This is a genomic window from Culturomica sp., from assembly GCF_003524185.1.
Classification (GTDB): domain Bacteria; phylum Bacteroidota; class Bacteroidia; order Bacteroidales; family Marinifilaceae; genus Culturomica; species Culturomica massiliensis.
On sequence record NZ_DOED01000031.1, the window covers coordinates 23,884 to 47,179 of the forward strand.

Annotated in this window: 20 protein-coding genes and 1 tRNA gene; 7 read left to right on the forward strand and 14 right to left on the reverse strand. The window is 40.5% G+C overall.

Features of this window, described 5'->3' with window-relative positions; all coding sequences use genetic code 11:
- Positions 1 to 21 precede the first annotated feature (21 nt).
- From DD657_RS10325 to DD657_RS10335, 3 genes are read right to left on the reverse strand one after another with little or no spacing between them, the layout of a single operon-like run.
- A complete protein-coding gene (locus DD657_RS10325; RefSeq protein WP_021987844.1) occupies positions 22 to 1,482 on the reverse strand; it encodes a TolC family protein in 1,461 nt (486 codons plus the stop codon).
- Between the two features lie 19 nt (positions 1,483 to 1,501).
- Positions 1,502 to 4,837, reverse strand: a complete 3,336-nt coding sequence (locus tag DD657_RS10330; protein ID WP_287049812.1) for a golvesin C-terminal-like domain-containing protein — start codon at positions 4,835 to 4,837, stop codon at positions 1,502 to 1,504.
- An 8-nt stretch (positions 4,838 to 4,845) separates the two neighbouring features.
- Positions 4,846 to 5,775: an ABC transporter ATP-binding protein gene (locus DD657_RS10335; RefSeq protein WP_021987842.1), complete on the reverse strand. Its 930-nt coding sequence runs from the start codon at positions 5,773 to 5,775 to the stop codon at positions 4,846 to 4,848.
- Between the two features lie 177 nt (positions 5,776 to 5,952).
- Here DD657_RS10335 and rsgA point away from each other — a divergent pair, with 177 nt between their 5' ends.
- Positions 5,953 to 6,873 (forward strand): ribosome small subunit-dependent GTPase A, encoded by a 921-nt coding sequence (rsgA, locus tag DD657_RS10340; RefSeq protein WP_021987841.1) that lies wholly within the window; start codon positions 5,953 to 5,955, stop codon positions 6,871 to 6,873.
- On the opposite strand, the gene recO is transcribed toward rsgA, so the two are convergent.
- The 6 genes from recO to DD657_RS10370 form a co-directional block, all read right to left on the reverse strand.
- A complete protein-coding gene (gene recO, locus DD657_RS10345; RefSeq protein WP_118773707.1) occupies positions 6,874 to 7,590 on the reverse strand; it encodes a DNA repair protein RecO in 717 nt (238 codons plus the stop codon).
- Between the two features lie 120 nt (positions 7,591 to 7,710).
- Positions 7,711 to 8,298, reverse strand: coding sequence for a non-canonical purine NTP diphosphatase (locus DD657_RS10350; protein WP_021987839.1), 588 nt, complete (start codon positions 8,296 to 8,298; stop codon positions 7,711 to 7,713).
- A gap of 217 nt (positions 8,299 to 8,515) precedes the next feature.
- A complete protein-coding gene (locus tag DD657_RS10355; protein WP_287049816.1) occupies positions 8,516 to 9,892 on the reverse strand; it encodes a COG3014 family protein in 1,377 nt (458 codons plus the stop codon).
- A gap of 127 nt (positions 9,893 to 10,019) precedes the next feature.
- Positions 10,020 to 10,619, reverse strand: coding sequence for a penicillin-binding protein activator LpoB (locus DD657_RS10360; protein WP_068691467.1), 600 nt, complete (start codon positions 10,617 to 10,619; stop codon positions 10,020 to 10,022).
- A 56-nt stretch (positions 10,620 to 10,675) separates the two neighbouring features.
- Positions 10,676 to 11,551: an N-acetylmuramoyl-L-alanine amidase-like domain-containing protein gene (locus DD657_RS10365; protein ID WP_287049817.1), complete on the reverse strand. Its 876-nt coding sequence runs from the start codon at positions 11,549 to 11,551 to the stop codon at positions 10,676 to 10,678.
- The gene (locus DD657_RS10370) at positions 11,548 to 12,033 is read right to left on the reverse strand and encodes a CYTH domain-containing protein (protein WP_068692353.1); all 486 of its coding nucleotides are present in this window, start codon (positions 12,031 to 12,033) and stop codon (positions 11,548 to 11,550) included. Before DD657_RS10370 ends, DD657_RS10365 begins: the two co-directional genes overlap by 4 nt.
- A gap of 462 nt (positions 12,034 to 12,495) precedes the next feature.
- Here DD657_RS10370 and DD657_RS10375 point away from each other — a divergent pair, with 462 nt between their 5' ends.
- Positions 12,496 to 13,770 carry a serine hydrolase domain-containing protein gene (locus DD657_RS10375; RefSeq protein ID WP_287049818.1) on the forward strand — a complete coding sequence of 425 codons (1,275 nt, stop codon included), beginning with the start codon at positions 12,496 to 12,498 and terminating at the stop codon, positions 13,768 to 13,770.
- A 161-nt stretch (positions 13,771 to 13,931) separates the two neighbouring features.
- On the opposite strand, the gene pheS is transcribed toward DD657_RS10375, so the two are convergent.
- Positions 13,932 to 14,951, reverse strand: a complete 1,020-nt coding sequence (gene pheS / locus DD657_RS10380) for a phenylalanine--tRNA ligase subunit alpha (protein WP_287049819.1) — start codon at positions 14,949 to 14,951, stop codon at positions 13,932 to 13,934.
- Positions 14,952 to 15,217: 266 nt separating this feature from the next.
- On the opposite strand from pheS, the gene DD657_RS10385 reads away from it, so the two are divergent.
- On the forward strand, positions 15,218 to 16,804 hold the full coding sequence (locus tag DD657_RS10385) for a glycoside hydrolase family 31 protein (RefSeq protein WP_287049820.1): 1,587 nt from the start codon (positions 15,218 to 15,220) through the stop codon (positions 16,802 to 16,804).
- A 7-nt stretch (positions 16,805 to 16,811) separates the two neighbouring features.
- Here the strand turns inward: DD657_RS10385 and DD657_RS10390 are convergent, their stop codons facing one another.
- From DD657_RS10390 to rbfA, 4 genes are all read right to left on the reverse strand, one after another.
- Positions 16,812 to 17,207 (reverse strand): VanZ family protein, encoded by a 396-nt coding sequence (locus DD657_RS10390; protein ID WP_021987831.1) that lies wholly within the window; start codon positions 17,205 to 17,207, stop codon positions 16,812 to 16,814.
- Positions 17,208 to 17,228: 21 nt separating this feature from the next.
- Positions 17,229 to 18,035 carry a peptidylprolyl isomerase gene (locus tag DD657_RS10395; RefSeq protein ID WP_287049821.1) on the reverse strand — a complete coding sequence of 269 codons (807 nt, stop codon included), beginning with the start codon at positions 18,033 to 18,035 and terminating at the stop codon, positions 17,229 to 17,231.
- A 34-nt stretch (positions 18,036 to 18,069) separates the two neighbouring features.
- The gene (locus tag DD657_RS10400; RefSeq protein WP_287049822.1) at positions 18,070 to 19,272 is read right to left on the reverse strand and encodes an ABC transporter permease; all 1,203 of its coding nucleotides are present in this window, start codon (positions 19,270 to 19,272) and stop codon (positions 18,070 to 18,072) included.
- Positions 19,273 to 19,343: 71 nt separating this feature from the next.
- The gene (gene rbfA, locus DD657_RS10405; protein ID WP_021987828.1) at positions 19,344 to 19,679 is read right to left on the reverse strand and encodes a 30S ribosome-binding factor RbfA; all 336 of its coding nucleotides are present in this window, start codon (positions 19,677 to 19,679) and stop codon (positions 19,344 to 19,346) included.
- A gap of 89 nt (positions 19,680 to 19,768) precedes the next feature.
- Between rbfA and DD657_RS10410 the strand changes: the two genes are divergently transcribed.
- The 4 genes from DD657_RS10410 to DD657_RS10425 all read left to right on the forward strand — a co-directional run bounded on the left by DD657_RS10410 (position 19,769) and on the right by DD657_RS10425 (position 23,230).
- Positions 19,769 to 19,841, forward strand: a tRNA-Pro gene (locus tag DD657_RS10410).
- Between the two features lie 208 nt (positions 19,842 to 20,049).
- Positions 20,050 to 20,961 (forward strand): L,D-transpeptidase, encoded by a 912-nt coding sequence (locus DD657_RS10415; RefSeq protein WP_021987826.1) that lies wholly within the window; start codon positions 20,050 to 20,052, stop codon positions 20,959 to 20,961.
- 4 nt (positions 20,962 to 20,965) lie between these two features.
- Positions 20,966 to 21,601: a murein L,D-transpeptidase catalytic domain family protein gene (locus DD657_RS10420; protein WP_287049824.1), complete on the forward strand. Its 636-nt coding sequence runs from the start codon at positions 20,966 to 20,968 to the stop codon at positions 21,599 to 21,601.
- Between the two features lie 168 nt (positions 21,602 to 21,769).
- Positions 21,770 to 23,230: a hypothetical protein gene (locus DD657_RS10425; RefSeq protein ID WP_287049825.1), complete on the forward strand. Its 1,461-nt coding sequence runs from the start codon at positions 21,770 to 21,772 to the stop codon at positions 23,228 to 23,230.
- The last annotated feature ends 66 nt before the right edge of the window (positions 23,231 to 23,296 follow it).

The window sequence follows — 23,296 nt, forward strand, 5'->3', positions numbered from 1 at the left end:
TTTATATCGTATTAAATTAATTTATTTTTTTGCTTCCAAAGGCAAATACGATTTATTCGTCGTATAATCCCACAATGTCTGTACTTTCAGATTCAATAACTCCAGCTTATAACTGATAATCGCATTGGTATATTCCTGTTTAGCACTCGTCAGCTGGGTTTGGTATTGTTGCAACTCCATACCGGTTAAATTTCCGTTCCTGTATTTTTCCAGATTGATCTCATAAGTACGTTCCGCATTTTCTATACTCTTTTTCTTTATGTTGATCTGATTGATCAGGGTCGGTAAATTCCGGCAAATCTGCCGTATATTTATCGTAATCTCTTTCTTCTGCTCGCTCATATCCACTTCGTCCGATTCCATGGCCAGCTTACTTGACTGTACTCTTGCCTTTTTAGCTCCCCAGTCGAAAATCGGAATAGTCAAACTTACCCCGATTTGTTCATTATCCGTCGGATTATCATACATATTTCCCACCTTATCTCCCAGAGCATTGAGGCCGACACGGGCAGAAATATTTCCTTTAAACTCATTTTCTGCCTTTGCCCGGATAATAGAAAAAACATCCCGCTCCAATGTAATCTGTTTTTGACGCAATTCCATCCGTTGGTCCAATCCATGTTTTACAGCTTCTTCCGTATTCACGGTGATGGATTCTACTTCCGTATTCGGCAATACGGCGATGTCCTCGTCCAGAGAAACCCCCAGCAACAACTTAAAATTATCCTTCGCATTTTCATAATTTATTTCAGCCGTATATACGGACGATTCACTGGTAGCCAGATTCACCTCAGCCTGAAAAAGTTCTTCCCGGGCAACCAATCCGGCTTCCACCTTATTTTTTATAATATCGTAATTCTGTTTCTGGTTGGCATACTCATCCCGGGCAATCGATAAATCTTTAAACCGCTGATATACCGAATAGAAATTATCCGTCACATTCTTCTCGATATTCAGTTGCTGCATAGCATAACTCAATCGGGCATTCTCAAGACTTAATTCCAATTCCTTCAATTGCATCTTCGTCCGGTTATAAGTAAAAATAGGCTGCTCTATCCGCAAAGAAATATTGTGATTGAAAGCGGTACTCTTTCCCCCGGAAGAACGATTGGAAGCATCCTGCCAGGACACGTCGTTCACCAAAGAAACCGTACCGTCCGTCCATTTAATCGGCTGTACAATTCCCAGAGAAGCCGAGGAACTCATAGTCTTACTGTCAAACCATTTGCTGTTATAACTGTCATACTGACTGCTACGGGAATAATTAAACGGACTGACATCTAAGGAAAACTGTGACTTCAAAGAAGCTTGCTGAGCCTGTAAATTCAGCTCATTCTGCTGAAGGCTCAACTTACTTTGTATCAAAGCCGGACTGTTCTGAAAAGCAATGCTCAAGGCCTTGTCCAATGTCAGTACTTGCTGTGCGAAACAGATACTCCCGCAAAGCAGAAAAAACGAAACGAATAAAGCGTGTCTGTACATACTTATTGCCTTAGTTATATTATTTAATCAATGTAAACTTCACTGCATCCGCTGAGACAAAAACAGAAGAAACCTTATCCGTCAATGTCACAGTCACTCTGCCTGCCGGCAAATAATAGCTTCCCAACGACACCCATCCGTTTTCTTCCTGTGCAAAATCAACGGATGCCGTCTCTTTCTCTTCATCGTAAGCAATCGTATAGGTTTGGGTCTGGTCGTTACGGGTGCGGTTGTGTCTTCCCCAAAACCAAATCTCGAATTTAGGATTCCATACAAATATCTCATAATAATTATCCTTCGGGATTTCAGCCGTCCATTCAACCTTATTGGCACCGGTACCTTTACTTTTATAAACAGCCGAATGTACCGACTCTCCAAAACAAGAGCTCTTAACAACGGCAGTCCATTTCGACGGATAACGCCAAGGCATAAAATTCTGGTATTTATCCTCCTCTTCTTTCCGGAATAAATCTTTCAGCTTATGTCGTGTATTTCCCTCGATTGTGCGGAAACCGGGGTCTTCATTATCTATAATAATCTCGCCGGGAACAGCAGCAAAAACAGCCGTATCTATCGGAAAAGCTCCCGTCAATGTATCGGAAACCTCGGTATCTACTTTGGAGAAATTGAAATCGAACTCATTCGGTAAATTCCGGGATACCATCGTATTTACAGTTATACGTCCGGGACGATCGTCGTTAATGATCTTGATTTCCCGGGCACTGCCTGCCGGTATATAATAATGATGAATATTATCTTCATCCTCACCCGATCCGGGTCTACGGGGACCTCTTCCCCGCATACCTCCGCCGCCACTCTCGACATTGACATTGATCATACCATCCACATCCGAAGGATTATAAGCCTTCAGGCTGATCCGGTATTTGGTAAAATCATCCAGAATAACCTGATTCACATCAACATCTTTTAACTTTATCTCAGGGGCATGGTCCGTCGTATACCATTGATGAATAAAATCAGCAAGATCGATATGAAACTCTTCTTTAAATTTTTCCGAAAATTCCTCCAAGTCCGTTTCTTTAAACAGATGGCTTTCATTGAAATTTCTCAAAAAAGAATGAAATGTTTTCATTGGTATCTGCGAAACGACAAAGCTTTTCAAAAAATTACTTTTCAACTTCAGCACCTCATAAAACACCTGAGGCTTGATGTTTTTATCTTTCATAGCAGCCTCAAAACTGTGATCCTGCAAATAAACATTTGCCCGTTGATTATCAGACAATTCAGTACTAAAAAACCATCTTCTCTGGTTGGATTCACTTGTATTCTGCATTGTATTCAAAGCAACATCGATAATCGGATAATCGGCAGAATACATAAAACCCGTAAATCCGAAAAACATAGCTCCGATATTCAGCTTATTGACCTCCGGAGAAGAACTCCAACGCATACTCCCATCGGAAGAAGTCTCTGCAACAAAAGTATTATTAATGTAATTCTTTAACATCTGCACCTGAATTTCCTTATCTTCAGGTATATCATTCTGATTACGCCAATCCCTGATCCGATGTTGTTCTGCCCTGAAATCGACCTGTGTCCGTAAGCCTCGTTCCGGCAAAAAAACAATTTCCGGCATCACCTGCTCGGTATATCCTTTCCAATTACGAATATATCCGGTAAAAGGAAGCGGAGTCTCAGCCATAACAAACTTTGAAAAAGGATAACTTCTGTTTTTACCGACTTCCAGGTCGGCCCGGATTTCCCGTATAATTGCCGGCAAAGTATCCTGTATCTCTTCAAAATACTTTGAAAAAAAGTCATGCCCTTTGAAATAATACAACTCATAATCCGTAGAATCCACAGAAATGGCTTTTTTCTCGTAATCACCGATTGCTACACTGATGCAAGGCAGAGGTGTGGCATTGGAAAATACGGTTTTTCCCTCTTTCCGGACAGCATCTCCCTGAGATATGGCCGTTCTATTCTCCGGATGTTCGACAGTAAGCGTATAACGGGTAAATTCCTTCTTAATATTGTAAGGCATAGCCGGATAAGCAGGCGATTCCGCTACCGGATACCACAAACATTCGGGAGTAAGAATGGTGTAACGGTCTTCCAGGTAAACATAGCGTTTTCCATACCGGAAAGAAAATGTGTTCCCCGTCGGATTTGCCAAAAAATCTTTCTCGTCTATATCCGTATAACAAACATTCTCATCCAGCGGCCCGGCATAACGGATGGTAATCTGCTTTTCTTCGCCGGGCTGCAACGCCTGATCAATCAATAAGACCTGCTTTTCCCGCTTATATGTAACCGCCTGACCGGCAACTTCCAAGCCTAGAATTTCTACCCCCGGATTCAAATAAAGAATAACCTGCGGAATCATTTCCCCGCGGCTATTTTTTACCAGCATCCGGCTTTCGGCTTCCAGGCTGTTTCCACTCTGCTTTATAGTTATGTCATTCGAAGAAATGTCCGCTTTCGGCAAAACAGCATACTTATCAAACAATGCAATATATTCCTTCCGAACCTCGGCAATATGCCGGAAATGCCGGACATACAGAAAACCCGTTCCCACACTGACCAACAGCAATACAAAAGCACAGATATTTATAATAACCGTTTTCCAGGGACGGTGAGGCAAACGCTTAACCAATGTTATCGTAAAACACAAAAGAGCGATCCCCCCCAAGAAATAAACGGTACGCTGTAATAAAAACAAAGCCAGATCCGGATGCCCCGTTACATCAGAAAAAATAGCCGGAATATTGACACCGAAAAAGTCAAACACTCCGTACAAATTATCCCCGACATAGAAAAAAAGCGTACCGATAATACCCAACATTACAATAAACGTTACGGCTTGATTTTTCAATATACACATCAATGTAAACGACAATCCCAGCACAAACCACAAGGAAGGCAACGAAATCGTAAAAAGATAAAACAAATAAGGGAAAATACTGAAAGGGGAACCTCCCACTACTAAATTGACAAACATCCCGACCAGTAAGGTAATTATATTCAATCCGAGAAATACCCGGGTAATCCCCCATACTTTTCCGACAATATAATCCGCATTACTCATCGGACGTACATAAATAACTTCGGCTGTATCCAATTTCTTATCCCGCTTCAAAAAACTACCGGCCAGAAAAACAACAATTACCGATTGAGCAATATTGTAGAGATAGGTCGTAAAAAAAGGGATCAAAGAAGTCACTCCGACATAATTCCAGGTCTCGCTATATTTCCAGAAAACCGGAGAAAGATTGCTCAATTGAGTCAATGTCAGAATCAACAGTACCAATATTGCAAAAATACGAAACAACCAACTCCTTTTCAGTAGCTTCACTTCGTACCGCGCAATAACGTTTATCGTATGAATATTCATATTAAACTCTATTTAAATAACTCTCCACCTTCTTCCTTATCGGCATACATATCCATCCTATCCTGTAAAAGATAGTCCATAAAATAGACATAAGCGTGTTCTATATTAGGGGTGATCATCTTTCCGCCGAAACCGTCCAGATTATCGGCAACGACCTGTATATCCCAACCTCCGTTAGAAGGAATCGTCGAAATAATCGGATATTTTTCCTTGATATCCTTGAACTCCTGATCGGTAACAAATATTTCCCATACCTTTCCCTGCGCCAACTCGATCATATCGTCGGGCGAACCTTCAAATTTCAATTCCCCTTTATTCAATAAAGCCAGTTTCTTACACGTACTGGAAATATCTCCCACGATATGAGTGGAAAGAATAATAATGACATCCTGATCACTGACCTCCGACAAAATATTCCGGAAACGGATACGTTCTTCCGGATCCAGTCCGGTAGTCGGCTCATCGACAATGATCACTCTCGGATTTCCGATAATAGCCTGTGCAATGCCTAAACGACGCTTCATACCTCCCGACAAACGATTCGCCCAACGATCGCGCACCTCGAACAAACCCACCTTGCGCAACATTTCGTCTACAATTTCTGCCCTTTTCTTCACCCCTTTGATTCCAGCCAACCCAGCTCCGTAATCCAGGAATTCCCAGGTTTTCAATTTTTCAAAAAAACGGAAATCCTGAGGTAAATAACCTAATACAGAACGGATAGCTTTACGATCTTTGGCAATGTCATAATCATCGAAAAAAATCGTTCCCGACGTAGCACTTTGCAACAACGTCATGATTCGCATCAATGTCGTTTTACCCGCACCGTTAGGCCCCAACAAACCGAACATACCCGGCTCGATGACCAGATTCAATTCATTTAAAGCCTTATGTCCGTCAGGATATATTTTACTGAGATTCTTGATTTGTATTTTCATCGTTTACCACCACGTCTTTGAAGGCTTAAAAGTAACAAATTCACGCCTACAATAACTATTTTTACACACTTTTAATATTTTAATAACAGTATGACAAAAATTTACCTCAAAGGTTTAGTCTTCCGGCCATAAATATTCCGCGAAGAATATTACTTTTGCCTTCAAGAAAAATAAGAGATGGAAAAAGGTATCGTAATAAAGTCTACCGGGAGTTGGTACTTGGTAAAAAGGACGAACGGAGAAATAATCGAAGCCCGTATCCGGGGAAAATTACGTACGAAGGGATTGCGTACAACCAATCCCGTAGCCGTCGGCGATATAGTCAGCCTGGAAAAAAACGAAGACAATTTTGTTATCACAGAAATCGGTGAACGGCGCAATTATATTATCCGGAAATCTACAAACCTCTCCAAAGAAGCACACATTATTGCCTCCAATGTAGATCAGACATTACTCATTGCCACAATCAACCATCCGGTAACCTCTGCAGTATTCATCGACCGGATTTTAGCAACGACGGAAGCATACAATATTCCGGCCATTCTGGTCTTCAACAAAAGCGACCTATACGATAATACCGACCGGGAAAAAGCGACAGAACTAATAACAATATATTCAGAAATCGGTTACCGGTGCTTGCAGGTGTCTGCGGTAACAGGTCAGAATATCACAGAACTCCGGGAATTATTAAAAGACAAAGTTACTGTTTTGTCCGGCATGTCGGGGGTTGGCAAATCCACACTGATCAATTGTATCGAACCCCAACTTCAACTAAAAACCGCAAGCATATCAGACAGCCACGATACCGGAAAACATACGACGACTTTTGCCGAAATGTTCCCGTTAAACGAAGGAGGATACATTGTCGATACCCCGGGAGTCAGAAGTTTCGGGATCATCGATATGGAAAAGGAAGAAATTTCTCACTTTTTCCCCGAAATATTCCGGGTTTCCGAACATTGCCGCTTTTACAACTGTACCCATATTCACGAACCCGGTTGTGCTGTCATAGAAGCCGTCCAAAACGGAAGAATCAGTGAAAGCCGGTATTGGAGCTATCTCAGCATGATGGAAGAAAGCAAAGAAAAGTACAGATAATCAATCTTCGAACACTTCCCGTATAACGCGAATACTCTTAACGTTGAGATCCGTATTTAAATGAATACTGTAGAAAAGCAAAATAATGTCCAAAAGAATACTCCGGCTCTTGCGATCTAAAGCTATTTGCTTTAAATCTTCAACCTGACAAGTACACAACGTAAAAATTGTTTTGGCAGCATTCGGTCCGGAAATATAGGGTTCATTTGTATCCGGAGAAACAAAAGTACCATCATTTACATTGAAAACACAACCTTGCGAATAGGTGGATGAATCGATTTTAAATCCAATCAGCGCCGCTATCCTGTATAGAAAAAATAAATTAAAATTCGCGGTATCATTTTGAGTCGTATTCAGATAGTCAACCGATTTCAAAATAAACTCAAAAAGATTTATATTTTTCTGTTCATTTTTCAAAATTAAATTTAAAATTTCACTCCATAATACAATAATATTCATTTTGTAAATATCGAGATAAATATTTGAAAGACTCAAAAGCGGAGAAACAGATTTCAGTTTTTGAAAATTTCCCTTTTCATTGGGAAAAAATTCAACTTCACAAATCTGAAAAAGATTAACGGTGCAACTCTTTTTCCGGAACAAAGAAGAAGGAGAAATAAAAGAAAGATAACCGCTCTCCTTCGAAAAAGCATGTACTATTTTCTGTGTATCTGAAAAATTTAATATTTTAAGAACAACTATATTAGCTACTTCCATATAAAGTATAACTTAAAAATAGTAACACGATCTAAAATAAGCTTAAACACCCTCTCCCACAAACTCAAAATATACGATTTCTGATTTTAGATTCCGCTTCAAGCTGATTTGTACTTCCGATCAAAAATCCTTTACAGTTTTATTCAAAAACTCCGTCAATTTTTCCACAGCCCGTCCCCGGTGGCTGATTCCGTTTTTCTGTTTCATTTCCATCTGGGCAAAGCTCTCTGTAAAACCCGACGGACGGAATATGGGATCATAGCCGAAACCCGCGGTACCCTGTTGCTCCGTCAATATTTCCCCCAAAACCTTTCCTTCAAAACAATATTCCTTTCCATTCATAACCAATGCAATAACTGTACGAAACTGTGCTTTTCTATTGGTTTTTCCTTCCATTTCTTTCAACACTTTACGCACATTATCTTCCGAACGCTTAGCCGGACCGGCATAACGGGCAGAATAAACCCCCGGACGATTCTCCAGAACTTCTATTTCCAACCCGGTATCATCGGCAAAACAATCATAGCCATAATGCTCTTTCACGAAACGCGCCTTTTGTAAAGCATTTTCCTGTAAAGTCTCATGATCCTCAGGTATATCTTCATGACAACCGATCTGGCTCAAAGACACGATTTCAAAACGATCTCCTAAAATATCCCGGATTTCTTCCAGTTTATGCCGGTTATTGGTAGCAAATACTAATTTCATCACATCAAATAATCATTCAAAATTAACAGCAGATTTTCAATTATATGTCTATCAGCGTACTACAAACAAAAAAAATACACCGACGAACTCCATACGAAATAATTCATATCCTACATTCAAACGTTCTGACACCCTGTTATAAAGAGAACTCAGCATAAATCCGTTTCATCCCGGCGTACAATACGCCGCTTACAAAGGTATTAAATAAGTCCATGAATTATAAAGTCGAATAAACAAAAAAGCTCGTTTTTTTCGGGTTAGCAGGAAAAATAAACGTTTCCCGATGTACATTATCTGAGGTAAAAAAATTAGCAGAAACCTGATTTTCGGAAGACTGTAAAGGAATCCTCACATACGAAACGGAATAAGGCAAGGTTTGCCAGTTCCGGGTATCGGCTTTCTCCGTCATGGCATTGGCCAAACCGACAGCAAATCCCAGCCACTCATTCTGTTTGGAAGCGGCATATTGCAATCCCTGCTTAGCCGCAACCCGCAACAAAGAGGTCGAAAATTCCCGCAACATTCTATCGTGCAATGTTTTAAAAGCGATCTGATTAATATCTTCAGCCAACTCCAAAGGATAAGACTTATTCTCATACTGCAGTGTAGCCCTGGAATAAAGAGGAGGACGCTCTTCATATTTCGGAAAAACAGCCCGTACAATCTTCAGATTGGCTAAAGAATTACGTTCATGGTCACTATAGCCGCTTCCCCAGAAAAAAGGGAAAGTTAACCCATACTCGGCATTATGAAATACAATAGCCCCGTCTCCCCTTTGTTCTTTTACAAAATTGATTCCCCATTCCGATTTCACTGGTCCTAAGCCGTTTAGCCAGAAAAATATCAATTGCCCGTCAGCCGGAGGCGACGAATAAACGTATTTTTGCCCGAACTCTTCTTCATACCTTTTCAATTCCTCCTTAAATCCGCACAAATAGGCGGTTCGAAGTATATCTTGCCTCAATTGTACGGGTGCTTCTATTCCGAAATTTTTCTTATAATCGGTTTGATAAGTTTCAAAAGCATTTCGATAAGCGATAAAAGCATCATTGAAATTTCCGGAAGCATCATAAATCAACCCCATCAATAAATGAGCAAAAGCATCCCTCTGATATCTGTTTTTATGGTCAGGATATTTGTCATTTAACTGATTGAGCTTGATATTGATTTGACGAACTTCGACCAATGCACCCTCCATATCTCCCAAACGTAAATAGTTCATGGCTTTGTAGAAATTAACCATGATAACTTCAAAATCTTCAGGCTTATAAGGTAATATCTCAGGATTACTTAAGAGTACAGCAGCCTGTAAGGCAGGATTACCGGACTGTTCGTCAATCATCTTCTCTGCCGTTTCGAAAGCAGCATTACTTTCCTTCGGATGATCCAGCATAAATTCAACATACCCCAAATTCAGATAAAAAAGAAGTCTGTTTTTCCCCTTTTCCATCTTTTTGTTCTTATGCAACAATTTATCAGCCTGCTCGAAATTCCCTTCTTCCACGGTACGTTGAAATTCTGCTGTACGCTCATACCAGGTGGCACAAGAGGACAACAACAAACAGAAAACAACCGGAAACAAAGTAATTCTCATCCGAATATAAATTTATACAGCTTAACGGCCGGTCAGACCGGATAATCCCCCACTGCTTAGGGATTAATGAAACCGATATTATGATTTACGACCGAACTCAATAAGATCAGTTATCATTTATTTCAATCTAAAATCGGTCAGATACCGTTTTCTTGATTTTTTTATCTCCCATCCAGACAACCTCATTGGTCTCCAGATTTGTCAACTCGAGATCGATCTGGTAAGCTACGACTTTATTCTTTTTATAAGAATCGACAATACTATTGATCGTTCCTTGTAACATAAAATCAGCCCCCAATTCAAGTCCCCATCTTTTAGCCGTCTCCGCAGAAACAAATCCTTTATTCTGATCTTCCCGCTCTGCTCTTAACTCTTCTCTTTTAGCACCGGCCTGTACCAAACGTACGCTTCCGTTGTTTATAATTGCTTTTTCAATATCCTTGATAAACATCTCGGCATCGATGTGTTCATGACTTTTATTCAGAATTGTACCGACAACAACAACCGGGCGCTTATTGTTATGCTGATTTTCATAAATAGGAATCCATTTTGCCCCGAGCAAATCTTTGATCATCTCATTGGAAACCAAACGGGAGTCTGTATCATTCCACCGACCGCTCAGATCGATCACCTCCCCGCTGTCAACACGAGTCACTTTCCGGCTCGCACAGGCAGAAACACTAACGATAAGAGTGAGAACTGCAAATACCTGAACTAATTTTTTCATATGATTTCGTTTTATGGTTGATTTTATTATTTTACAATTTGTATGCCAAACCCCGCCTAAGGAAATACGATCCAAGCCTCGCCTGGGACCAGATTGACCCGGCCCACCATGATTCCCGTCTGTGACGGGATATCCGCCATATAATCGGGCAGAGGGTGTTCCGAACAAACAATTTTTTTCGCCGTACTCGAGGCATGCAGCAAATAAACCCGTCCTTCCTTTTTCACGGCAATCCCCAAATGAGAAGTATCCAAACCCTTTATATTCGTCGTTATCAAAATAATATCTCCGGTCATTATCTGTTTTTCCGCAATCCTAATATTATGCTTTGGAATATAATAATACGACCTTTTATTGATCGCTGTTTCAATTTTTTTCATTTCCGGTACTAAAAGCGTATCCCGTGACAATATGGGATACTTCCGATAGTTTTTCGTCATAAAATAAACCTCGAGAGGATATTCGATCCCTCCGATTTTATGAGTCACATCAGAAAGAATATGTTGCCGCTCCATCTCGTATAACCAGTCACTGGAATAGTGAAGACGGGAAATGTAACTTTCGATTTTTCCTTTCCGATAACGAATCCGGATCAGATTATCCACAAACTGAGCCGTCTCACTTTTATCATAACGATTTAAAAAAGTCAGTGCCAACGTATTCTCGACAAATGTCACACAATCGAATTCCCGTAAATTTATAACAGGCATTTCTTCCATAGGCACATTCAAAGTGCCCGCTTTATAAGGCTTATTTATAAAAAACCGGCCGATCAAAACGACACGCTGCCCATAGGGTAAATCAGCCAGCTTATTCGTCCGGGCATATACCCAGAATTTTTCGAGAACCAAACTATCGGCAGAAGAAAAAACAACCGCTTCAGCAGTCAAACACCACCCTGTCAGAAAGCACAACAATATCCATCTTTTCATTTTTCAATACAATTAGTCCATTCTTTATACGGATACCTTATCAAAGAAGAATTATAATAACGTTTATCTCCCGTTACTTCTTCTCCCAACCAATCGGGCTTGACAAAAGCCTCATCCTCGGCACCAAGCTCAATTTCAGCAACAACCAATCCCTCATTTTCCCCGTGAAATTCGTCCACCTCATAAATATGCTTACCGGCCCGTACCAAATAACGCACTTTATCAATGATTCCCGGCTCACAAAGCTTTATCAACTCCCGGGCATCTTCCGTATTGATTTCTTTTTCCCATTCAAAACGGCTCAAACCGTCCGCAGTAGCAGGTCCTTTAATTGTCAGACAAGCCTTTGACCCACATAATCGGACCCTCACATTCCGTTCCGGAACGGAAGAAAGATACCCTTGTAAAATGGGTACTGCCTGAAAAGCCTCAGATTTAAATGCCCCTTTTACCAAAAATTTCCGCTCAATTTCACGATGCACATTTTTTTCCATAATTCAATCCAAACATTATCGGACAACAAATATAAGGTAAAAGAGCTGAATGTACTGATTTTAGATTGTAGATTGTAAATTGATTTCAGCATTATTCATATATGAGCCCAAAGACGGCAACGGATAGAATGCCTTTTCAAACAAGCTTGAAATACAAAGCCGGATTATTTATCCGTATTTTACAGACAAAGTCTAATAAAAGAACAGACCGGTATTTAAGCAAAAACCGATACTCCCAAGAACGAATAAAATCAAAACGGGATTCACTACATACTGAAAAAATATAATAAATATCTCAAGCTATACCGTATTCATATGCTTGATCTGAAAATAAATTTCAGCTATATAAAAGATATCTTCCTGCTTTTTGTCCGCATCTTTCGTTAAAATTATTGCCAATGTGTGATATTTTGATAAATTTGTCAATCAATACTTCTTAAAATACAAGCTATGAAAATATTAATGTTATTATTACTCTCCGTTTTTTTCTCTTCTTGTGCTTTTTGGCGGGGAGTTTTCCACGGAGCTCCGAACATTGACGATTACAAAATTTTTCCACAAGCGACGATAAAAAAAAGCAGTAATCCGTTTCATTTTACAGAACTTCCGCCTGAAAGAAAAATATTAGATACGGCAAAAATATTCCGTCAGAAAATGGTACATATCACTCTTGAGGAGTATTTTGGCCAAGCCGGTGGGAACGGATCTTTTTTACTCATATATAACGATACCATTGTATATGAAAAGTATTTCGGTGAATTCAACCGCTCCTCAATCTCTACGGTATTTTCCATATCGAAGTCCTTAACCTCCCTTTTATGCGGAATAGCTATCGACGAAGGATATATCAAAAGCATCAATGATCCGGTAACAGATTATCTGCCGGAATTAAACAAAAAAAATGCTAAATTCAAATCATTGACAATTGAACATCTGCTTGGTATGCGTACAGGCATTAAATTTAAAGAGCAATATAACTGGATTGTCACAACCGGAATCGCCCGCCTTTATTACGGAAACAATCAATTACAACAAATTAAATCCCTGAAATTTGAAAACGAACCGGGTTCCACACACTATTATCACAGCATTGCTACCGCCATTCTCGGTATCATTATCGAACGTGCAACAGGTAAAGGATTCGCCGAATATATGGAAGAAAAAGTATGGCAACCCCTGAACATGGAGTATGACGCATCTATAAGTCTGGACGGCAAGCGTAACCATTTTGCAAGGGCGGCAGTAGGTTTTTCGACAAATGCCATTGATCTTGCCAAAATCGGCCGTTTATACATGAATAAAGGAAATTGGAACGGAAAACAAATTGTTAGTTCTGAATGGATAGAACGTTCCGTAAAAGGCAATGTAAATAATAAAGGATATCAAAACTGCTGGTATTCTATCCCCAAACTGTTAAGAAAGGAAAATGGGAACGGCATTTTTCCGGACTCGTTATCTGTCGTTAAACGTTTTGACGAGCTAAACATTCCACACAGCGAGAGATGTATATATGAACCGGAAAAGGGCGAATGGATAGGAGAAACTTATACTCCAAACTTCTATGCTCTGGGGATTTTCGGACAGGTTTTATATGTAAACCCTGAGAAAAAAATTATAGCCGTCAGACTCGGAGAAAAGCAACATGAAGATTATTACATCATAATACATAAACTGGCCGAAGCACTTAAAGTGAAAAGTACAACCGATGAAAATAACACAAACTAGATATTCCATAAAATAACCGGATAACAACAAATATCGCCTCAACACCTCCGCAAAGTGTTCCGGAGTTTGCGGAATACCCGAAAAAGACTTGCAATACCTGATGAAAATAAAAAAGGAGTACCGAAAATTTCGATACTCCTTTTATTATCATAAACATCCGGTCAGATTGCCGTTGTAAATTGCTCCAGAAACCGGAGATCGTTTTCAAAAAACAAACGCAGGTCCTTGATGCCGTATTTCAACATGGTGATACGTTCGATACCCATCCCCAAAGCAAAGCCGGTATATTTTTCTTTATCGATACCGTTCAATTCCAAAACATTCGGATCGACCATTCCGCACCCCAGGATTTCCAGCCATCCCGTTCCTTTACATACATTACAACCTTTTCCGTGGCAAAGCGTACAGGACACATCCATCTCGGCAGAAGGCTCGGTAAAAGGGAAATAAGACGGACGAAGGCGAATCTGCGTATCGGCTCCGAAAAGTTCTTTCGCAAAATAAGTCAATGTCTGTTTCAAATCGGCAAAAGAGACGTTTTCATCTATATACAAAGCCTCGATCTGATGGAAAATACAATGTGCCCGCGCAGAAATTGCTTCATTCCGGAAAACCCGGCCGGGAGTCACCAGACGTATCGGCAGCTCATGTGTTTCCATATCCCGTACCTGTACGGAAGAAGTATGTGTATGCAATACGATATCCGGATGTTTCTCTATAAAGAAAGTATCCTGCATATCCCGTGCCGGATGTTCTTCCGGGAAGTTCAGTGCTGAAAAATTATGCCAGTCATCCTCGATTTCAGGACCTTCCGACACCGTAAAACCCAATTTATCAAAAATTGAAAGGATTTCATTCCGAACAATGGCCAAAGGATGACGAGTCCCCGTTTTCAGGACATCCCCGGGTAAAGTCAGGTCAACCCCGGATTTACCGGTATCCTGATCACAAAGTTGTTCTTTCAACTCATTGACCTTAGCCGTTGCTACCGTTTTCAGTTCATTCAGAGCCTTACCGATCTCTTTTTTCTGCTCAACAGGAACATTTTTAAAATCTTCGAATAACAAAGCGATCGTCCCTTTTTTACTCAAATGCTTGATTCTGAACTGTTCTATTTCTTCGGGAGTCTGAGCCGAAAAAGCGGAAATCTCAGTAATTAACTGATTGATTTTTTCTAACATCTTCTCGTCTTTTAAGTACTCTATAATAAATAATTAATGATACATTTAAGTATTTAACAACCTTTGTTTCAGAAGATTGCAAAACAAAACTGTAACCTAAAGTCTAATAAACCCACAGGCTTAATTAGCAAAGGACAAAGTTAGAAAAATATATTTGAGTTTTCCATGGAAAAGCAAATTGCTCAAAAAAGATTTTTAATTATGTTTGCAGCGAAATTTCAAAAATAAAATATCTCTTATTTACCGGTGCCTCAAAATAACATACGATGAAAAAAACGATAACTATATTCTTTTTTATACTTATCTGTTCCCTCTTCCTCTATGCCCAGGAAAATGAAACAAAAATTCCCAGCCTGCAAAATGAAAAATGGTGGGGCGCTTTCGTTGCAAAGGGATCGGTTATGCCCTGGAAAGATACTCCGACTCTGTTGGATTTACACAATCAGAACTTTAACAATCAAACCGTGCCTTTATTCCTTTCCGACAAAGGGAGATACATCTGGTGCGAAAAACCGTTTCAGTTTACCGTAAAAGACGGCGATATATACATAAAAACCGCTCCGCAAAATATTGAGATTGTAAACGGAGGCTCGACTTTGCGGGAAGCTTATCTGGCAGCTTCCCGTTCCCATTTCCCGCCTTCCGGGAAGCTTCCGGACACCCTTTTCTTTTCTATGCCGCAATACAATACCTGGATCGAACTTATGTACAATCAAAATCAGCAGGACATTCTCGACTATGCCGCAAATATCCTCCGGAACGATTTTCCGACCGGTGTACTGATGATCGACGATAACTGGCAAAAGTATTACGGAAATTTTGACTTCAAACCCGAAAAATTTCCTAATCCCCAGGCCATGGTCGCTCAACTGCACAAGCAAGGCTTTAAAGTGATGCTGTGGGTATGCCCGTTTGTCAGTCCGGATAGCCCTGAATTCCGGGAACTTGAAAGCAAAGGCTATCTGTTAAAAAAGAAAGGGTCGCACGAAACAGCCCTTATACATTGGTGGAACGGATTCAGTGCCTGCTATGACCTGACCCATCCCCAGGCTTTCGATCATTTTATCAAGCAATTGAAAACAGTTCAGGAAAAATACGGTATTGACGGTTTCAAATTAGATGCAGGAGATGTTGCTTATTTAAGCGGAACTTCTTTCGACAGCTATCAAAAAGACGCGCTCTGCGTGGACCATTCTCAAAAATGGGCCGAAGTCGGCTTACACTTTCCCTTCAACGAATACCGGGCATGCTGGAAAATGGGAAATCAGCCTTTGGTACAACGCCTGGGCGACAAAGACTATTCCTGGAATGCCTTGAAGCTGTTGATTCCGGATATGTTGACCGCCGGACTACTGGGATATTCCTTTACCTGTCCGGATATGATCGGCGGCGGACAAAATTCAGCTTTTCTCAATGTCGGGAAATTCGACGAGCTATTGATCGTACGCTCAACCCAGGTACATACCCTCATGCCTATGATGCAATTTTCTGTTGCTCCCTGGCGGATCCTCAACGAATCGAATCTTGCCATTTGCCGGAATATGGCCAAACTACATGTAAAAATGGGACCTTATCTGTTGAAATATGCCAGGCATTCGGCTCAAACCGGAGAACCGATAGTAAGGCATATGGAATATGAATTCCCGCATCAGGGGTTCAGTGATTGTAAAGATCAGTTTATGCTGGGAGAAAAATATCTGGTAGCACCCATGCTCACTCCTGATGCCGGGCGGACAGTAAGATTACCCAAAGGGAAATGGAAAGACGATTCCGGAAAAATAATCCATGGCGGTAAAACAATCGACATCACGGTTGCCCCCGACAGACTTCCTTATTTTGAAAAAATCAAATAAGGCCGGGCTATTTCCAGATTTTATTTTTCCAGCGCATCAAAACCGGATAAAGCAAACAACCGACAATAGCACCTAAAACATCTGCCAGGAGATCCAGTATATCTCCGCTTCGATTGAAAAAGTATTGTTGTAAAATCTCTATAACCCCGCCATATATTAAAGAAATAGTTACGGTAATTAAATATATCTTTCTTTGCGTCAGATTTGTCTGATATCCCAATTCACTACACAACAATACTGCCATTATAAAAAACATACCGAAGTGAACCACTTTGTCCAAATGAGGTATATCCCAATGGGGATTCGGAATGTCCTCCGACGGCATCGCACATAACACAAAAATGACCAATGCCCAAATAATATTGCGGAACAGCAACAACTGCTTTCTCTTTTTCTGTATCATTTCCAAATGCTTTATCCCATCTTAATTCAGTACTTTCACCTTGATTTTTACGTCTTTAAAAGGACGATTGTTCTCGTCGGTCGGTAAAGCTGCAATTTTATCGATAACCTCCAACCCTTCGACCACCTCTCCGAAGACAGTATATTCCTTATCCAAATGGTGCATACCACCGGAATTCATATAAGCCTCTTTTTTATCTTCCGGCATATATATTTTATCCGTATTGGTATTCCAGTCGAACTCGATATTTTCCTTGATTTTTCCGGCAATCCGGCGGAATTCATCAACCTTCTTCAACACTCGCAAAGAATCAAGTATGACTTTTTTCTCCGGAGTATAATATTTTCGGCGAATGGCATTTTTGATCGGTATATTTACAGACTTTTCAATCATTTCCAATTCTTTCTCCGTATATTTTCTCCCTTGTACGATATAAAATTGAGAAATATCGGATTCTTTGTAAAAATTTTCCCGGTTCGGTTGGCGGGGGGCTGCCAAAGCCCCTTTCTTGTGATAATGCTCTTCTTTTATCTCGGCATCTATCGTCATCGGTTTACCGAAACCGATAGACTGTCCGGCTATAGCCCCACGGCTATCAGAAGATCCACCCTGAATGACAAAATCTTTTATCACCCGGTAAAACAAGGTTCCGTCATAATGCCCTTCCCTGGCCAAACGAATAAAATTATCCCGGTGTTTGGGAGTATCGTTGTATAACTTCACTTTCATATTCCCCAGGTTCGTTTCAATCAAAACCATTCTTTCTTTTTCCTGGGCAAAAAGCGAAAAAGAAAAAATCAAAAATAAGGCTGTAACTAATTTCTTCATCTTCCGGATCATGAATAGAATGAATAAACACTTATCACTTTATGAGTTTTCTCACCAGATATTTTACCGGAAAATAAGAGGCAACATATCCGATACATAAAACCGTAAATATAATCAAAACAATATCTCCGAAAATCAGTTTCACCGGATAAGCTTCCAGCAAATACCCTCCTTCTCTCAATTTTATCAATCCGTAATTCTCCTGTAACAAACAAATCGCGACACCCAGCACCACCCCGATAAAAGCACCTATACAGGTAATCAGATTTCCTTCCGTCTTAAATACAGAGACAATTCGGTTCAAAGGCATACCCAAAGCTTTATATACCACTAAATCTTCTTTCTTATCCAGTATCAGCATAGATATCGAGCCGACAATATTAAAAGAAGCGATCAGCAATATAAAAAGTAATATCAAAAATACGACCAACTTTTCGGAACGCATCATTGCATAGAAAGACCGGTTCAATTCATATTTATCTTCGACCCGGTAATGAGAACCGGCAAGTTGCTGCAACTGCTCTTTCACTCGTCCGATGTATTTTTCGCCTTTCAATTTCAGCTCTACCTTAGATATCTCGTCATCCAGAAGAAATAATTTCCGGGTAAAATCAATATCAGTAATTACCAGTTTTCCATCGATTTCCTGTTGGGAAGAAAAAATACCCGCAGGGAAAAGATATTCGGTATTCAATGCCGAATTTAAAGAAGACGCCCGTTTATCCGGATAATAAAACATCATCGGTGTCAGGAAATTCAAGCCGAGTCCGACCTCGACAGCTACCCCGGCCCCGACAACCGCTTCATATACATCCCGGTCTTTCAGCCGGAATCCACCCTCCACAATACTGTTGACAAAACCTGTCACCTCCGGAAAATCTTCAGTCACTCCTTTTACGACAACGGGACGTAAACGCTCTCCGTATTTTAACAAAGCATTTTCTTCAATCACCGGATTATAGTAAGCAATTTCCGGTATCGCATCCATACGGTCGTAAAAAGTAGAATCGAAATGCATGAATTTACCTTCTGCAGGAAATATGACGATATCCGGCGTCAGGCTATCCGTACTCTTCTGCAGAAATAAATCGATGCCATTGAAAACCGAAAGAATAACGATCAATGCCGTCGTTCCTATAGCCACCCCTACCGTGCTGATAGCAGAAATAATATTGATGGCGTTTTGCTTTTTCCGGGAAAACAAATAACGCCGCGCTATAAAATAGGATAACCGCATTGTCTCTGATTTACGATTTCAAATTTACGATTTCAGATCAAAACGGCAAATCTGAAATCTACATCAGGAGTTTATTTTAACAAATTATCTATTTTCTCAATATAATCTAAGCTATCGTCCACAAAAAAACGCAATTCGGGAATAATCCGCATCTGCTTTCCGACCTTTTTCCCCAATACAAAACGAATCGATTTATTTTTCTCTTCCAGACTATTCATGGTTACTTCAATCCGGTCCGAAGGAAAAATACTCAAATAAATCTTGGCATAAGAAAGGTCCGGACTCACCCTTACCGTCGTTACAGAAACCATAGCGCCGGCTATAATTTCCTTACATTCATTCTGAAACATTCCACTTAACTCTCTTTGAATCAAGCGAGAAACTTTATTTTGTCTGATAGAATCCATTCTCCGATAAATTATTGAATAAATTTTTTTACAAATATACTATATTAAATTCATTATTTTATTACATTTGCATCCGCAAACAAAGCAATCGAGATGTAGCGCAGTTGGTAGCGCGCCACGTTCGGGACGTGGAGGCCGCTGGTTCGAGTCCAGTCATCTCGACAAGACAGCAATTTTCGTTTGAGAATTGCTGTTTTTTTCTCACCAAATGTGAAGTTTTCGTAAATAATACAAAAGCTTTCAGCCAGATCCGGAAGAAACTCCTACTTTTACGTATTGAATGGAAGCGCCGCCTGAAAGAGGGAATAAGCCTGTCAATCCGGACAAGGACAGGATCAGGTAATCCGTTAAATTTCGGGCCAGATGAATCATGAAAAAAATAATTCTGATTGCAGGAGGCTTTCTGTTTTTATACCTGACCGTATTTGCGGCCAGAATTGAAAAAGCATTGCTATACAAACAGCATACGTTGCAAGATACATACAAATACCAGGAAAAAGAGCGGAATTTTCAGTGGAAGAAAATTTCGGGGAAAATAGATACACTGATTATGCTGGAAGAAATGGCACCGGAATTCGGAGCGCTGAATAATTACAAAAACCGGAATGGAGTTGCTCCCTTAGCGGACAGCGTAAAGCAGGATGCCTATAAAGCGATTACCGACAAACATGGAGTACGAAGGGACCAAGCCATACCGTTTTACCGTTTTAATAATCTATCCGTGCCGGAATGTTACGGCCGTGACGGTGCGCTGGTATGGATTTTAAGGGATACGGCCGATTATCTGGTTATCGTAGCAGCCCCTTTCAGGGGAATCTGGCTGGTACCGGCAAAATATGTAGACCGTTTACCCGAAAGGTATTTCCGGAAATTACTGTTTGTCGACCGTACAAATCAAAATATAACCACATTAGAACAAAGTGACACGGCCTGGCTGGTCAGGAGTATGAACCCTGTAACGACAGGAGTGGAAAGACCGCCGCATCGTTTTGAAACACCGGCCGGAATATATGTCATACGTTCCAAGCAAACAGCTATGCTGTACCTGAAAGACGGGAAGAACGAACTCGATGGATTTGCCCCCTGGGCCAGTCGTTTTTCGGGAGGAGCATATACACATGGCGTACCGGTAAAATATCCGAATAAAAAAACCATTGAGTACAGTTGGTCGTTAGGAACAACCAAACGTTCGCATATGTGTGTGAGAAATGCGACCTCACACGCTAAATTTATTTATGATTGGGCACCTGTCGATGTGTCGTTAGTATATGTATTTGATTGAGAAAATGAGAAAAACGTGGCTTTTATTAATCCTTGTGTGTTGTTGTCATATTTCTATCGGAGAGGCAGTTCTGCCCAGAACAGAGGGGTCAAACTGCCGCCGCCTGTACCAAGAACTTGGTATCGGACAAACAATCGGATTTCCGGCTTTTTACAAAGCCTTGGAAAACTACCACAAATACCGTTCTGAAAAACAGGACAAACTGGTTGTGATAGACTTTACCAAGCCTTCTACGGAAAAAAGATTTTGCGTCATAGATATGCAACAGAAACAGGTCCTATTTGAAACTTATGTATCACACGGAAAAAATAGCGGAGGAAATTATGCGACATCCTTCTCTAACCAGCCCGGTTCTTTTAAAAGCTCGCTGGGACTTTTCCGGACAGGGGAAACCTATTACGGAAAAAACGGATATTCTTTAGTTTTAGAAGGCTTGGAAAAGGGGATAAATGATAAGGCCAAAGAACGGGCCATTGTCATTCACGGAGCCTCTTATGCCGATCCGGCCCTCATCCCGGCCCAAGGGCGTTTAGGACGCAGTCTGGGTTGTCCGGCATTGCCGCCCGTCGTCAGCCAGAAAGTGATCGACACGATCAAAGAAGGCATGCTTCTATATATCTACGGAAACAACAAGGTCTGAAAATACCTGACCGCACGATATCCTTTTGCCGCTTTTCATTTCTTTTATTCGTATATTTGCTAATAAGTTTATTGACTCCTTCCTTATTTTCGCAGTCCTGTTTAAACAAAAAACAGGATATTTGAAAATATACAACGAATCAGGACCGGTTATTTAAATAAAAAAGAAATGATAGATATCAAAGTCCGGGTGCACGACCGTTTTTCCGTGGAATTTAAAATCGGCTATCTGGTCCAAAAAAACCTGAAAGCCAACGACTTTATGATGAACACCTGGATATTTATACCCAATAGTCTGGATATAAATTCGTTTACTTATGGTAAAACGGAATTCTATCGCCATGCCAAATCGAATATCCGGTATATTACACCGATATACACGTTAAGTGAACTCAGAAACGAAGAAGCCTTGCCTTTCAGATTCCTGGAAGTAGCTTTCCATGAATTATCAGCCGATCATTCACAGGAGAATCTGGCCGAAACAGAATACCAGATTAAAATGTTCTGCTCCATCGTTAAAAGTGCCCTGCGAAAAGAAGCGGACCAGATAATAAAATATACACCTGAATCTGACCGGGAAAAGGCGATAGACCTTTATATTGAACAAATAAACGATATTACAGGCAAATACCGCAAACTGAAAGACATTCTACAGGATTCCGGTTTATACGAAGAAGTAGTAACCCTTCATTCATTCGGAGACGAATTCTTATCCAATCTGATCGAATTCCAAACCTATCGCTTACTTGAACTGATAAAACAAAAAGACATCGAATGTTACAACCGGATAGAAGACAGATTAATGCTATTGATCCGGCACGAAAGAAAATACAAAAAACAACATCAATACCAGACCATAGAGAAAAACAGTCCGGACCATAACCGTGCCGTCTTTTTCCGGATGCGGCTATTGAAAAAATTCGTGGAGAGCCATCTGTTTTTAAATGCTTACAAGAAAAAAGACGGACAAATGGCAGAGCAGGTTTATTACAGCATTGCCGCAGGTATTTCGATGATATTCGCTACCGCTATCGCATTCTCATTCCAGCAAAAATACGGAAACTTTACGATGCCTTTGTTTGTCGCTCTGGTCATCAGTTATATGTTGAAAGACCGGATCAAAGAGCTGGCCCGTTTTTATTTTGTACATCGGTTAGCTAAAAAATATTTCGACAACAAAACGGTTATCAGTATAAAAGACACCCCGGTAGGATGGATAAAAGAAGGCGTCGACTATATCACAGAAGACCGGGTTCCGGATGAGGTCATGGCCATGCGTGACCGTTCGGATTTGCTGGAAGCAAATAACCGGCACACGGCTGAAAAAATAATTCTTTACCGTAAACTGGTCAGAATTAACGGACAGGTATTAGACGAAAACAACCAATACGACATATCGGGAATAAACGATATTCTGAGCTTCAACATATCCGGATTTATTTTAAAAATGGACAACCCTGAAGTGCCGTTAGCCGTACCGAAAAAAGACAAAGGATATGAAATCATACGAGGAGAACGGATCTATTATCTGAACTTTTTAATTCAGCTTCGGTATGAAGACAAAATCGATTACAAACGCTTCCGGTTAGTCATGTCGAGAAACGGAATCGAAGGCATTGAAAAATTTTAAATACGCCGGGAGAGACAAAAGCCCGAAAAGAGTCTGTTTTACAACAAATCTCATAATCGATAGTCG